Source organism: Deinococcus sp. HSC-46F16, assembly GCF_024171495.1.
Classification (GTDB): domain Bacteria; phylum Deinococcota; class Deinococci; order Deinococcales; family Deinococcaceae; genus Deinococcus.
Map to the genome: position 1 here is coordinate 82,838 of NZ_JALJZW010000006.1, position 13,353 is coordinate 96,190.

Here is a 13,353-nt window from a genome sequence, read left to right on the forward strand (position 1 = left end):
CGCAGCCTGAGCAGGGCATGTGAGAGGTTTCAAGGGGCCTTGGGGTGAACCCCGCGCCGGGTGCCATACTGCCCCGCGATGAAGAAGCGCATCCTGCTGCTGGCGGGCGGTCAGTCCGGCGAACACGAGGTCAGCCTGATGAGTGCCCGAAGTGTCCTCTCGGCCCTGCCGCGCGACCAGTTCGACGTGACCCCGGTGGTCATCAGCCCGCAGGGGCGCTGGCTGCCGCCGACCGACACCGCCCGCGCCCTGGAAACCGGGCAGGCCGTTCCCGGCGGCGACCTCGTGCTGCACCGCGCCGCGAGCGCCGAGGGCTACGACGCCGTCTTTCCGCTGCTGCACGGCCCGATGGGGGAAGACGGCACCATCCAGGGCCTGCTGACCCTCGCGGGGATTCCCTTCGTGGGGTCGGGCGTGCTGGGGTCGGCGGTCAGCATGGACAAGGTGATGACCAAGCAGGTGCTCGCGTCGGTGGGCATTCCGCAGGTGGACTGGCGCCTCGCCGTGCGCCGCGAGTGGCAGACCCGGCCGGAGGAGGTCGAGGCCCGCGCCGCTGAACTGGGCTTCCCCCTCTTCGTGAAGCCCGCCAACCTCGGCTCCAGCGTGGGGATCAGCAAGGTGAGCCGCCCCCAGGACCTCCAGGCGGCCCTCGACCTGGCCTTTTCCCTCGACCGCCGCGTGATTCTGGAGGCGATGACGCCCATGAGGCCCCGCGAGGTGGAGGTCGGGATTCTGGGCAACGACGCGCCGATCGCCAGTCCGGTGGGGGAACTGCGCTTCGACGCCGATTTCTACGACTACGAGACGAAGTACACCGAGGGCCGCGCCGAGATGCACATCCCCGCCCCCCTTCCCGCCGAGGTGGCCGAGCGGGTCCGCAGCCTCGCCCTGACGGCCTTCCGGGCGCTCGACGGTGCGGGGCTGGCGCGGGTGGACTTCTTCTACGTGGAGGAGACGGGCGAGCTGTTCCTGAACGAGGTGAACACCATGCCCGGCTTTACCACGACCTCCATGTACCCCAAGCTGTTCGAGGCGGCGGGCCTGAGCTACAGCGAGCTGGTGACCCGGCTGATCGAGCTGGCGCTGGAGAGGCGGTGAGGGGATCGTAGATCGTAGAACGTGGATGGTGACTTCCCGGTCGCCCTGACCCCACGATCCACCCCCCCACGTTCCGAGTTGACAATTCCGAGCAGCTTACTTAGGATTCGCCCCATGAAGCGCTTCCTGCTCGCCTCCGCTGCCCTGCTGCTCTCCGGTTCCTCGCTGGCCCAGTCCCAGATCACCGTGTACTCGGGCCGCGCCAAGACCTTCGTGGACCCCATCGTGCAGCAGTTCGAGCGCTCAACGGGCATCAAGGTGAATGTCCGCTACGGCACCGACAGCCAACTGGTCGCCGCGCTGCGCGAGGAGGGGAGCCGCAGCCCCGCCGACGTGTTCTGGGGCAACTCGGTGGGGGCGCTGGGCGAACTGGCCGAGGACGGCAAGTTCCTGAAGCTGACGACCGCGATGGTGCGCGGTGTGGCGCCCGACTACGTGCCCGACGACCGCACCTGGCTGCCCACCACCGTGCGCTTCCGGGTGCTGGCCTACAACCCCAACAAGATCAAGCCGGGCGACCTGCCCGACAGCGTGCTGGACCTGCCCAAGATGACCTCCCTCAAGGGCCGCATCGGCTGGACGGTCAGCTACCCCTCCTTCCAGGATTTCCTGGCGGGCATGATCGCCAAGCACGGCGAGGCCACGACCCGGCAGTGGATCGAGGGCATGAAGGCGCTGCAACCCAAGGACTACAAGACCAGCAACGTGGGGATGCTCGAAGCGATGCGGGCGGGCGAGATCGACGTGGCGCTCACCAACCACTACTACATCCAGCGCGTCAACCGCCTGAGCTACCCGGTCGAGACCTACTTCTTCAAGAACGGCGACATCGGCAACCTGGGCAACGCGACGGGCGCGGCCATCCTGAAGACCAGCAAGAACCGTGCGGCGGCCACCCGCTTCCTGGGGGCGCTGACCGGCAAGGACGCGCAGACCTTCTTCCTGAGCGTGAACTTCGAGTACCCGGTGATCGGCAACATCATCCAGCCCACCACCATGCTGAGCTTCAGCGACGTCACCAAGCGCAGCCCGCGCGTGGACCCCGCCGTGCTCCCCAAGAACATCGAGAAGGCCCAGCGGCTGCTGCGCGAGGCGGGGCTGCTGTAAGGCCGGTGCCAGCGGCCAGCTTCCAGCCGCCAGCACAAGAGGGGAGGTCTCGCCCGTGGGCGGGGCCTCCTCCGCTTGTGGTGAAGTGAAGGCATGAGCCTGCTGGGGGGAGTGCTGGGTGCCCTGCTGACCGGCGCGGTGGTGCTGGGGCTGCTGCGGCTGCGGCCCGCCCCGGCGCGGGTGCTGGGGGTGCTGGGCTGGCCCGCGTGGGTACTCGCCGCGCTGTGGCCGGTGCTGACGTGGAAGTCGGAGCCCTCCGGGTCCATCGACCCGCTGACCGTCGGCTTCTCGAACCTGTTCCTGATCGTGGGCTTGCTGGTGGGACTGCTGTGTGCCCTGCCCCGGCGCACGCGCTGGCCGCGCGAGGCCTTCTGGGTCTCGTGGGGCGTGGGATTGCTGGCGGTGGTGGTGCTCTGGCTGGGGACCCTCAGCGTGAATGCCGCCTTCTGGCTGCCGCCTGAGCAGAGAGTGCGTCTGTTTTCCGGCTTTGTCGGTGGAGTGCTGCTGAGCCTGCTGCCTGCGCTGGCGGTGGCTGAGCTGGTCGGGCGGCGGGAGCGGAGGGCCGGGGCGGAGGGGGGATAGCCAAACCCTCAGCCGGGGCCGGGGGTGTCCTCTTGTCGGGGCGACGCGTGGGGACGCACGAAAGGCTGAGCTCAGGTGAGGATCAGCCGGTAAAGTTTGGCGGCCAACTTCAGGGCAGGGAGCAGCGCGATCAGAACCGCGAGCCACTCGGCCATCCGTTTTGGTGAAACAGCCCTTTTTCTTCTGGGAGGCTTCCTGTGGTTCAAGAGAGCACCCCCTTTCCGAGCGTCCGTGTTGAAGCCACGGGCGCTCACCTCTTTTGGACGCGTAGCCCTCTCGGTCCCCATTGTCATGCTCCCTGTCCGAAGACAGTGCGCGTGGACCGGATGGACCGCACCGGGACGCCTGCCCTCCAATCCCGACCAAGTTGCTCTGATAAATTGGCGCGGTTGGCCCCTTGCGGCCTGCCCTTTCCCATGACCCTGCGCCGCCGACTGCCCCCCACCCTGGCCCTGCCCGCCCTGCTGACCGCACTGGGGGTGCTGCTGCCCCTCGCGTACCTCGTGCTGCGGGCCTTCGGGGCTGAGGCGCAGGAATTGCGCGAGATCGTGTTCCGGGTCCGCAATCTGGAACTCTTGCGCAACACCCTGGGATTGGCACTGGGGGTCCTCGTGACCGGGACAGCGGTGGCGCTGCCGCTCGCCTACCTGGCGGCCCGAACGACCTTCCGGCCGCGCTGGGTTCTCACGCTCCTGGGAGTGCTGCCGCTGGCGATTCCGGGGTATGTGGGGGCGTACGCGCTGATCGCCGCGAGCGGGCCGGGCGGCACCATCTGGGCGGCGACCGGCCTGAGCTGGCCGGGGCCGAGCGGGTTCTGGGGGGCGCTGGGGGTGCTGACCCTCTTTACTTTCCCGTACCTCTTCCTGAACCTGCACGCCGCGCTGCGGGCACAAGACCCCGCGCTGGAGGACGCCGCCCGGCTGCTGGGCCGCACGCCGGGGCAGACCTTTCGGGAGGTCACGCTGCCGCACCTGCGCCCGGCGTGGCTGTCGGGGGGGCTGCTGGTGACCCTGCATGTGCTGGGTGACTTCGGGGTGACCAGCCTGATGCGCTATCCGACCTTCAGCGCGGCGATCTACCAGCAGTACACGGCGGCCTACGACCGGGTGTACTCGGCGTGGCTGGCGCTGATGCTGCTCGTGGTGACCGGGCTGACCCTGTGGCTGGAGGCGCGGCTGATGCGCGGCGTCTTTCTGGCACGGGTGTCGCCGGGGGGAGCGCGGCAGCCCGCCCGCGTGCCCCTGCGCGGCTGGACGCTGCCCGCCTGGGTGTTTATCGGGCTGCTGGCGGGCGCCGCGCTCGTCGTGCCGCTGGGCACGGTGGGCTACTGGCTGCGGCTGGAGCAGAACCCCTACGCGCTTGCCGGGCTGTGGGACGCGACCCGCTCGGCACTGACGGCGGCGGGGGTGGCGGCGATCACCACCACGGTCCTCGCCTTTCCGCTCGCCTACATCGGCAACCGCTACGCGGGGCGGGCGGCCCGGGTCACCGAGCGGGTGGCCTACCTGGGGTACGCGACGCCGCCGCTGGCCTTCGCGCTGGCGCTCGTCTTCTTCGTGCTCAGATCGGCGCCGGGGCTGTACCAGACTTTCGCCCTGCTGATCCTGGCCTACACGCTGCACTTCGTCGCGGAGGCGATCGGCCCCATTCGCACCTCGCTGGCGAGGGCGACGCCCCGGCTGGAGGAAGCCGCGCGGGTGCTGGGTGCCCGGCCTGCCCGGAGCCTCTGGCAGGTCACCCTGCCCCTGATGCGGCCCGGATTGCTGGCGAGCGCGGCCTTCGTGTTCCTGAGCGTCCTCAAGGAACTGCCGCTGACCCTGCTGCTGGCCCCCACCGGCTTCGACACCCTGGCCCGCAACGTCTGGACGTACACCGAGGAAGCGCAGTACGCGGCGGCGGCCCCCTACGCGCTGGTGCTGGCCCTGAGCGGGGCGCTGCTCACCGTGCTGATCCTGAGGAGAGAGAGGACATGACCCACGCCCCTTCCGGCTTCCGTGCCCGGCTGACCCGCCGGGGAGCGGGCGCGACCCTGACGCCCCCGGCTCCTGCCGCTGCTGCCGCGACCCTGGCCGACCCCGCCGCGCCGCTGCTGGAGATCGCGGCCCTGACCAAAAGTTACGCGCCGGGCCTGCCCCCCGTGCTGGAGGCGCTGGACCTGCGGGTGGTGCCCGGCGAGCTGATCACGCTGCTGGGGCCATCGGGCTGCGGCAAGACGACCACCCTGCGGCTGATCGCGGGGCTGGAGACGCCCGACAGCGGCAGCATCCGCATCGCGGGCCGCGAGATGACCGCCCCGCCCGTGCCCCCGGAGCGGCGCGGCGTCGGCCTGGTGTTTCAGGACTACGCCCTCTTCCCGCACCTCACCGTATTGGGGAATGTGCTGTTCGGCCTGTCCGGGTTGCCCCGTGCCGAGCGGTTGGCCCGCGCCCGTGAGACGCTCGCGCTCGTCGGCCTGACCGTCTTCGAGGGCCGCTACCCGCATCAACTCTCGGGCGGGCAGCAGCAGCGGGTGGCGCTGGCCCGTGCGCTGGCGCCCCGGCCCGCGCTGCTGCTGCTGGACGAGCCCTTCTCCAACCTCGACGCCCAACTGCGCCACTCCACCCGGCAGGAGGTCCGCGCCATCCTGCGCCAGAGCGGGACCACCGCCATCCTGGTGACCCACGACCAGGAGGAAGCGCTGGCCTTTTCCGACCGCCTCGTCGTGATGCGGGCGGGCAAGGTGGAACAGATCGGCCCCCCGCACGAGGTCTATGCCCACCCGCGCACCGCGTTTGTCGCCAACTTCCTGGGGCGCAGCAACCTGCTGTCGGGTACTGCCAACGGCCATCTGGCCCGCACCGCCCTGGGCGACCTGCCGCTGGAGGAATCCGCGCAGGGAGCGGTCCTCGTGAGCGTGCGCCCGGAGCATCTGGCCTTCGCGCGGCCCGGCGAGGACGGCACCCCGGTTACCATCGTGGCCCGCGAGTACAAGGGGCATGACGTGACCTACGCAGTGCGGCTGGGCGGCCAGGAATTGCTCGTCCACACCTCGGGCCAGGAGGTCTGGCCGGAGGGCGAGGAAGTCCGCGTGCGCGTGACCTGTCCGGCGCGGGCGGTGCAGTAGCCCCCGAGGAAGAGCGGCGTCCCCACTGTAGGCAAACGTACCAGCCCCCTGTCATTCCTGAGTCCATACTCAGTTACATGGCCCGGCCCCGGAGTGTCTCGGACGAACAGATTGTGGAAGCGGCCCGCGCCGTTTTTCTGGAGCGCGGCGTGGGGGCGACCACCGCCGAAATCGCGCGGCGGGCGGGCGTCGCGGAAGGCACGCTCTTTACCCGCTACGCGACCAAGGCCGACCTGTTCGAGGCGGCGGTGGGCCTGCGCGACGTGGCCCCCTGGCGCGACGGCCTGCCGGGCCGGGTGGGGACGGGCGAGGTGCGCGGGCATCTGGAACACGTCGCCCGGCGCGTGCTGGAGGACGCGGCGCGGGTGGTGCCCCGCCTCACGCTGATGCTCTCGCAGGGGCACGCCCCCGATCACAACCCGCTGCTGCGCCGAATCGGGGACCCGCTGCGCCGGGACCTGGAGGCCCTGGCCGCCTACCTCCGTGCGGAGATGGGCCTGGGCCGCGTGCGCCCGCAGGACCCGGAGATCGCCGCCCTCGCGCTGCTGGGGGCGCTGACCCAGCATGTCCACCGCGAGCTGCTCGCCGGGGCAGAGGGGGAGGACGCCCCCCCGTGCCCTGCGCCCCACTTCACGCCTGCGGACCCCGACCGCTTCGTCTCCGCGCTGCTCGACCTGTTGTGGCCCGGCCTCGCGCCCTGACCGCTCCTCACTCCTTGCCCTTCCTCGGAGGTTTCCCCTATGCCCCATCCCCAGCCCCCCGTCCCCTCGTTTCCCCGGTGGTTCGCGTGAACCGCGCCCTGTTGCCCCTGACCCTCCTGCTCGCGCTGACGGCCTGCTCGCCTGAGGGGGGAGGGGGAGAGGAGACGGCCACCCGCCTCTCCACCCCGCCGCCCAAGACGACTGCGCTCGCCGTGCGGACGGTGCGGGCCGAGGAGGGCGAGTTGACGGTGCCCCGCACCGTGGCCGCGACGCTGGAGGCGGGCCGCGACAGCAACGTGGCGGCGCAGGCGGGCGGCACGGTGGTCCGCGTGCTGGTGGGGGAAGGCGAGCGGGTGGCGAACGGGCAGGGCGTGGTGCAACTCGATGACACAGCGGCGCAGCAGGCGTTGACCTCGGCGCGGCTGGGGTTGCAGCAGGCCGAACTCAGCCTGCGGCAGGCGCGGGAGGCGGTGGAGGCAGCCCGGCCTGCGCTGGAAGCCGGGGTCCGCGCCGCCGAACTGGGCCTGCGCCGTGCCCGTCAGGAGGCGCAGGACGCCCAGGACCGCTACGACGACGACCAGATCAGCGAAGCCCAACTCCTCGCGGCCCAGGCCGGGCAGGCGCAGGCCGAGAGTGCGCTCGCGCAGGCCCGCAACGCCTTGGCGCAAAACGGGCGGGCGGGAGCAGGGAGCCCAGAGGCCCTCGAACTCAGCGTGCAGAGCGCCCGCGCCGGGGTCACCCAGGCCGAAACCGCGCAGGCCCGCACGGTCGTCCGTGCCCCCTTCGCGGGGGTCGTGGTGTCGGTCGCGGCCGAGGTGGGCGAGGCGGTGGGGCAGGGCAGCCCGGTCTTCCGGCTGGTGGAGGCCGGGAACGTCGAGGCCCGCTTCAACGTGACCCCGGCGGACGCGGCGGCCCTCGCACCTGGCACCCGGCTGAACCTCGACGCGGGCGGGCAGACCTACGTGGCCGTCGTGAACGAGGTCAGCGGGGTGGCGGGGGGTGACCGCCTCGTGCCCGTGACCGCGCGGGTGGAAGGCGGGGCCGACCTGCCGGTGGGCGGCGCGGCGCAGGTGCGCTACCGGGCGACGGTGGGCGGCGGCGTCCTCGTGCCCTCGTCGGCCCTGAGCGTGGAGGGCGGCGAGAGTGCGGTTTACGTCGTGGAGGGCGGCGTCGCGCGGCGCGTGCCTGTCCGGGTGGATGCCGAGGCGCGGGGGCAGGTCGCCGTGCGTGGGTTGGACGCCGGGGCGCGGGTGGTCACGCCCGTGCCCGGCAGCCTTCAGGATGGGGCGCGGGTGCGGGTCGCCGGAGGGAAGTCATGAGCACCCACGAACCCCCCGAATTCACCCTGCCGCGCGGAAGGTTGCCCGACGGCACCCCGGAGCCGATCGTCCACCCCGCCGTGCGCTTCAGCGTTCGCAATTACGTCTTTTCCATCGGCATCTTCGTGATGGTCGTGCTGTTCGGGCTGCTGGCGACGACCCGGCTGGGGGTGGAACTGCTGCCCAGCTTCGAGGTGCCGGTCCTCGCCGTCTCGACCGCCTACCCCGGTGCGACGCCCGACCAGGTGGACCGCGAGGTCAGCCAGCGGGTCGAGGCCGCCGTGAGCACCCTGGGCGGGGTGGTGGACATCAACACGACTTCCGTGAGCAACCAGTCGGCGGTGGTGATCACCTTCTCGGACGGCACCGACATCGACTCGGCGGCCAACAGCGTCTCGCAGGCGGTGGCGGCCATCCGCGCCACGCTGCCGAGCGGGGCGGACGCGCCGGTCGTGCAGAAGTTCGACCCCAACGCCACCCCGATCCTGACCCTGGCCCTGCTGGGCGGCTCGGCCCGCGCCCCCGACGTGGCGGCGTACGCCGAGGACACGCTGGTGCCCCGGCTGGAGCGCGTGCCCGGCGTGGCCGATGTCGCAGTGTCGGGCGGCCCGGCGCGGCAGGTGCAGGTGCTGCTCGACCCCACCCGGCTCCAGGCCTACCGCCTCACGCCGGGGCGGGTGGCGGGGGCGATTCAGGCCTCGGCGCTAGACCTCCCGGCGGGAAGCGTCACCCAGGACGGCACCACGGTGGGCTTTTCCACCCGCAACACGCCGACCAGCCTCGCGGAGGTCGAGCGGATCGTGGTGGACCCCGCCTCCGGCCTGCGGGTCGCGGACGTGGCGACCGTGCGCGACACCTCCGCCCGCGCGACGAGCTACGCCCGCGTGAACGGGCAGCCCGCCGTCCTGCTGAGCGTCCGCAAGGCCAGCGGCACGAACAGCGTGGCCGTCGCGGACGAGGTGACGGGGGCGCTGGAGGAGCAGCCCCTCCCGGACGGCTACCGCCTGACCCTCGCCAGTGACACCACGACCGCCACCCGCGCGACGGTGGAGGACACCTTCAAGGAGTTTTTGATCGCCATCGGCGCGGTCGGCGTCATCGTGCTGCTGTTCCTGGGGCGGCTGAACACGGTCTTCGCGGTCATCCTCGCCATTCCCATCTCCATCAGCGCTGCCCCGCTGCTCTACAGCCTGTTCGGGTTTTCCTTCAACATCATCTCGTTGCTGGCAATCATCGTCGCCATCGGCATCGTGGTGGACGACTCCATCGTGGTGGCCGAGAACGTGCAGCGCTACCGCGACATGGGTTACGGCCTCCTGCGCAGCGTGCTGCTGGGCGGCTCGGAGGTCTTCTCGGCGGTCACGGCGGCCTCCTTCTCGCTGCTCGCGGTGCTGATTCCGCTGTCGTTCATGCCCGGCATCCTGGGCCAGTTCTTCAGCCAGTTCGGGCTGGGGCTGGCGGCGGCGATTACGCTGAGTTGGCTGGAAAGTCTGCTGTTCCTCACCGTCCGCATGGCGTACACCCGCGACCCGCAGCCCATTGACTGGCGGCAGGTGCCGGGCGTGCTGGCGCGGCTGCCGCGCTTTTTCCGCGAGGCGCTGGCGGGGGTGCGGACCCTTTCCGGCCTGCTGCTGCTCGCGCTGGCGGGGGCGGCGCTGTGGGTGGGCCTCGACCGCTTGACGGAGCTGGAGCGGCCCGCCGTCGCCGTGCTCTCCACCCTTCTGGCGCCCGTGCTGCTCACCCTGGTCCGCTATCTCCTCAGCGTGATGCTCGCCGTGCTGGAGGCGCTGACAGGCACCCTGCACGGCTGGACCAACCGGGGCGTCACGGCGACCGCCCGCGCCTACGCCCGCAGTGTGGGCGGGGTGCTGCGGCGGCCCTGGGTGGTCATGCTGATCGCGGCGGCCTTCCTGCTGAGTGCCCCGCTGGCGCTGCGGAACATCGGGTTCGCCTTCGTTCCCCAGAGTGACAGCGGCCTCCTGACCGCTGACCTCGAACTGCCCCCCGGCACCGAACTCTCGCGCACGAACGCCCTGACTGCCCGGCTGGAGGAGAACCTGCTGGCCCGTCCGGAGGTGCGGCTGGTGCAGACCAGCGTGGGTGCGGGCGGCGTGACGGGCGGCACGAGTGCGAACACCGCCAGCCTGACCGTGACCCTGGCCCCGCGTGAGGAGCGCCCCGGCATCGAGGCCCTCACCGCCAGCTACGCCCGCGACCTCTCGGCCCTCGCCGCCGGGGTGCCGGGCGCGGAGGTGCGGGTGAGCTCGCAACAGGCGGGACCGGGAGGCAGTTCGGACCTCAGCCTCGCCCTGACCGCGCCCAATCAGGCGCTGCTGGTGGAACGCAACCGGGAGCTGGTGCGGCTGCTCGGGGCTGACCCCAACATCGCCTCGCTGGAAAGCAGCCTCTCGGCCACCCGGCAGGAGCGCACCTTCGTGCCCGACCCCGCGCGGCTGGCGGGCACCGGCCTGACCGTTTCCGACGTGGCGCAGGCCCTGCGGACCTACAACGACGGCAGCGTGGCGGGGAGACTCCGCGACGGCGACCGCAGCGTGGACATCGTGGTGCGCCTCGACCCCGCGCAGGTGCAGGGCGGCGAGAGCCTGCTCGACCAGACCGTCTTCGCGCCCGCCCTGGGGGCCAACGTGCCGCTCTCGGCCCTCGGCTCTTTCCAGACCCGGCAGGCCCCGGCCACCCTCAGCCGCCTGAACAAGGCGTATACGGCCAGCCTCGACATCGACCTCGTGCCCGGCGGTCCCAACGCCTTCGCCTACCAGCAGACGCTCCTCGACCGGGCGGAGGCGGCGGGCCTCCTGACGGACGGGGTGACGCTGGGCAACGCGTCCTCCTTCGGGACGGCGGGGCTGACGGAAGACCTCGTGTTCTATGGCCCGGTGGTGCTCCTTCTCGCGGTGCTGCTGACCTACCTCGTGCTCGGGTCGCAGTTCAACTCATTCCGCTACCCCATTTACCTGTTGCTGCCGGTGCCGCTCGCCATCGTGGGGGCACTGTGGACGCTGGCGCTGTTCGGGGTGGACCTCGACGTGATCACGGTGCTGGGCATGGTGATTCTGCTCGGGCTCTCCACCAAGAACTCGATCCTGTACCTCGAATTCGTGACCGAGCGGATGCGCTCGCTGCCGCTGCGTGAGGCGCTGATCGAGGCCGCCGAGTTGCGCTTCCGGCCCATCCTCATGACCACGCTGACGGTGCTGGTGATCAGCATTCCGCTGGTGCTGGGGCAGGGCGACGGCGCCGAGTTCCGCCGGGGCCTGGGCATCGTGATTCTGGGCGGGGTGATCACGTCCACGCTGCTCACCTTCTTCGTGGTGCCCGCCGTCTTCTACTTCTTCGAGCGCCGCCGGGCCGCGCCGCCCGCGCCCGTGCCGCTGGGCGCCGTGCCCGCCGCCGACTGAGCGCGGGGCAGGGGAGGGGGTGGAGGGGAAACAGGAGCCCTCCGCCCCTTTTCCTATGGCTTGGTCAAGACCCGCTCACGGGGGGACTCCTACAATGCCCCCTGAGCCACGAAGGAGCCGAGGACGGCCCGCATCCGGGCCGCGCTGGGGCAGCGGGCGCAGCGAAGGAGGCTGGACATGGACTGGAGAAACCTTCCCCGCAGCGGCGGCGGAGTGCAAACGGGTGGCGGTGGTTTGCCGGGCGGTGGCCTCGCGGTGGGCGGCGGGATCGGTGGCCTGATCATCGCCCTGATCGCCATGTTCTTCGGGGTCGACCCCAGCGTGATCACGGGCGGCACCCAGGCCCCGCCAGCGCAGACCCAACCCCAGACCCAGCCGGGCACGGCGGGCGAAACCGAAGAATATGAGTTCCTCGACCGGATTCTGGGCAGCACCAACGAGGTCTGGAGCGGCGTCTTCCAGCAGGCGGCGCGCACCTACACCAAGCCCATCCTGGTGTCCTTCCGGGGCTCGGTGCCCACCGCCTGCGGCCAGGGGACGAGCGCGACCGGCCCCTTCTACTGCCCCCTGGACAACAAGATCTACATCGACACCGCCTTTTTCGCGCAGATGGACCGGCAGCTTGGCGGCGGCGGCGACTTCGCCTACTCCTACGTGATCGCGCACGAGGTCGGGCACCATGTCCAGAACGAACTCGGCATCGCCGATCAGGTCACCCGGGCACAGCAGGGCGCCCGCACCGAGGCCGAGGCGAACAGCTATGGGGTGCGCCTGGAACTCCAGGCCGACTGCTTCGCCGGGGTGTGGGGCAATCAGGTGTCCAGCCTCGCCAACCTGACCCAGGAGGACGTGCGCGAGGCCGTGAACACGGCGGCGGCGATCGGAGACGACACCCTGCAGCGCCAGAGCCGGGGCTACGTGGTGCCCGACTCCTTTACCCACGGCAGCAGCCAGCAGCGGGTGAACTGGTTCATGACCGGCTTCAAGAGCGGCGATCCCAACCAGTGCGACACCTTCAACCGGGACTACAACCAGCTATAACAGAGGCCATGCCGCGCCCCCGACTTGCCCCCCCGTGGACGGTCGGGGGCGTTCCGGTGCAACTGCGCCGCAGCGCCCGCCGCCGCACGCTGGCCTTGCAGGTCCGCCCCGGCGAGGTCGTGCTGCACGCGCCCGCCCGCACACCGAAGGAAACGCTCTCCGCCTTCGTGGAGTCCCGCCGCGAGTGGGCCGAGCGGCATCTGCGGACCTTCGCGGCGCGTCAGTCCCCCCCGGCACCGTGGCAGGACGGCTCCCCCTACCCCTTCCTGGGCGAGACGCTGACCCTGCGGCTGGTGCCCGGTTTGCGTCAGGCGGAGCGGCTGGGCGACGAGTTGCGTCTGCCAGCCGGTCCGGACCTTGCCGCGAGCCTGGAGGGGTGGAGTCGCGCCGCTGCCCTTCCCCTCTTCCGCGCCTGGGTGGAGGAATACGCGGAGGCGTTGGGGGCCAGGGACCGGCTCGGACGGGTGGCCCTGAGCGGTGCCCGCACCCGCTGGGGCAGTTGCACCTCGCGCGGCGACATCCGGCTGCACTGGGCGCTCAGCCGCGCTCCCCAGGAAGTCGCCCGCTACGTCGCCCTGCACGAGGCCGCGCACCTGCTGGAACTCAACCACTCGCCCCGCTACTGGGCGCATGTCGCCTGCCGGATGCCCGAGCATGCCCAGTGGCGGCGCTGGCTGCGCGAGCAGGGGCATACATTGTTGCCCTCCTGAACAGCACGGCAAAGCCGCCGACCTGAGCAAGTCGGCGGCTCGGATGTCGGCTTCACATCGCAGGCATCGGTGTCGGGCTGGGCAGCCCCGGCGTGTCCGGATTGCCTGTCGGGTCCGGCTCGGGCATCCCCGGCAGGTCCGGGTTCATGGGGGGATCCATGATCGGACCGGTGTCGTCGCCGCCGGGCATCCGCTCGGGCAGGGGCGCAGGGGTGTCGGTGGGTTCGGTGGCGGGCATGGGCGGTCGGTCGTAGGGTCCGGTCATGGGGGCTACCT

General features: G+C 71.3%; 11 protein-coding genes. 10 read left to right on the forward strand and 1 reads right to left on the reverse strand.

Annotated elements, in window-relative coordinates; translation table 11 throughout:
* Positions 1-78: 78 nt before the first annotated feature.
* The 10 genes from L1280_RS12840 (at position 79) to L1280_RS12885 (ending at position 13,077) form a co-directional block, all read left to right on the forward strand.
* A complete protein-coding gene (locus L1280_RS12840) occupies positions 79-1,098 on the forward strand; it encodes a D-alanine--D-alanine ligase family protein (RefSeq protein ID WP_253582684.1) in 1,020 nt (339 codons plus the stop codon).
* 114 nt (positions 1,099-1,212) lie between these two features.
* Entirely contained in the window at positions 1,213-2,205 is a 993-nt protein-coding gene (locus tag L1280_RS12845; protein ID WP_253582685.1) for an extracellular solute-binding protein, read from the forward strand.
* 93 nt (positions 2,206-2,298) lie between these two features.
* Entirely contained in the window at positions 2,299-2,787 is a 489-nt protein-coding gene (locus L1280_RS12850) for a hypothetical protein (protein WP_253582686.1), read from the forward strand.
* Between the two features lie 416 nt (positions 2,788-3,203).
* Positions 3,204-4,760, forward strand: a complete 1,557-nt coding sequence (locus tag L1280_RS12855; protein WP_253582687.1) for an iron ABC transporter permease — start codon at positions 3,204-3,206, stop codon at positions 4,758-4,760.
* The gene (locus L1280_RS12860) at positions 4,757-5,890 is read left to right on the forward strand and encodes an ABC transporter ATP-binding protein (protein ID WP_253582688.1); all 1,134 of its coding nucleotides are present in this window, start codon (positions 4,757-4,759) and stop codon (positions 5,888-5,890) included. The genes L1280_RS12855 and L1280_RS12860 overlap by 4 nt, the downstream gene beginning before the upstream one ends.
* 77 nt (positions 5,891-5,967) lie before the next feature.
* Positions 5,968-6,591: a TetR/AcrR family transcriptional regulator gene (locus L1280_RS12865; RefSeq protein WP_253582689.1), complete on the forward strand. Its 624-nt coding sequence runs from the start codon at positions 5,968-5,970 to the stop codon at positions 6,589-6,591.
* A gap of 86 nt (positions 6,592-6,677) precedes the next feature.
* Positions 6,678-7,910, forward strand: coding sequence for an efflux RND transporter periplasmic adaptor subunit (locus L1280_RS12870; protein WP_253582690.1), 1,233 nt, complete (start codon positions 6,678-6,680; stop codon positions 7,908-7,910).
* Positions 7,907-11,326 carry an efflux RND transporter permease subunit gene (locus L1280_RS12875; RefSeq protein ID WP_253582691.1) on the forward strand — a complete coding sequence of 1,140 codons (3,420 nt, stop codon included), beginning with the start codon at positions 7,907-7,909 and terminating at the stop codon, positions 11,324-11,326. Before L1280_RS12870 ends, L1280_RS12875 begins: the two co-directional genes overlap by 4 nt.
* Before the next feature lie 177 nt (positions 11,327-11,503).
* The gene (locus tag L1280_RS12880; RefSeq protein WP_253582692.1) at positions 11,504-12,367 is read left to right on the forward strand and encodes a neutral zinc metallopeptidase; all 864 of its coding nucleotides are present in this window, start codon (positions 11,504-11,506) and stop codon (positions 12,365-12,367) included.
* Positions 12,368-12,375: 8 nt separating this feature from the next.
* Positions 12,376-13,077: a M48 family metallopeptidase gene (locus L1280_RS12885; RefSeq protein ID WP_253582693.1), complete on the forward strand. Its 702-nt coding sequence runs from the start codon at positions 12,376-12,378 to the stop codon at positions 13,075-13,077.
* Between the two features lie 52 nt (positions 13,078-13,129).
* Here the strand turns inward: L1280_RS12885 and L1280_RS12890 are convergent, their stop codons facing one another.
* On the reverse strand, positions 13,130-13,342 hold the full coding sequence (locus L1280_RS12890) for a hypothetical protein (RefSeq protein WP_253582694.1): 213 nt from the start codon (positions 13,340-13,342) through the stop codon (positions 13,130-13,132).
* Positions 13,343-13,353: the final 11 nt, after the last annotated feature.

Bases quoted from the DNA above. Each gene is read 5' to 3' on its own strand.
- L1280_RS12840 (WP_253582684.1), top strand. From the start codon at position 79: ATGAAGAAGCGCATCCTGCTGCTGGCGGGCGGTCAGTCCGGCGAACAC.
- L1280_RS12845 (WP_253582685.1), top strand. From the start codon at position 1,213: ATGAAGCGCTTCCTGCTCGCCTCCGCTGCCCTGCTGCTCTCCGGTTCC.
- L1280_RS12850 (WP_253582686.1), top strand. From the start codon at position 2,299: ATGAGCCTGCTGGGGGGAGTGCTGGGTGCCCTGCTGACCGGCGCGGTG.
- L1280_RS12855 (WP_253582687.1), top strand. From the start codon at position 3,204: ATGACCCTGCGCCGCCGACTGCCCCCCACCCTGGCCCTGCCCGCCCTG.
- L1280_RS12860 (WP_253582688.1), top strand. From the start codon at position 4,757: ATGACCCACGCCCCTTCCGGCTTCCGTGCCCGGCTGACCCGCCGGGGA.
- L1280_RS12865 (WP_253582689.1), top strand. From the start codon at position 5,968: ATGGCCCGGCCCCGGAGTGTCTCGGACGAACAGATTGTGGAAGCGGCC.
- L1280_RS12875 (WP_253582691.1), top strand. From the start codon at position 7,907: ATGAGCACCCACGAACCCCCCGAATTCACCCTGCCGCGCGGAAGGTTG.
- L1280_RS12880 (WP_253582692.1), top strand. From the start codon at position 11,504: ATGGACTGGAGAAACCTTCCCCGCAGCGGCGGCGGAGTGCAAACGGGT.
- L1280_RS12885 (WP_253582693.1), top strand. From the start codon at position 12,376: ATGCCGCGCCCCCGACTTGCCCCCCCGTGGACGGTCGGGGGCGTTCCG.
- L1280_RS12890 (WP_253582694.1), bottom strand. From the start codon at position 13,342: ATGACCGGACCCTACGACCGACCGCCCATGCCCGCCACCGAACCCACC.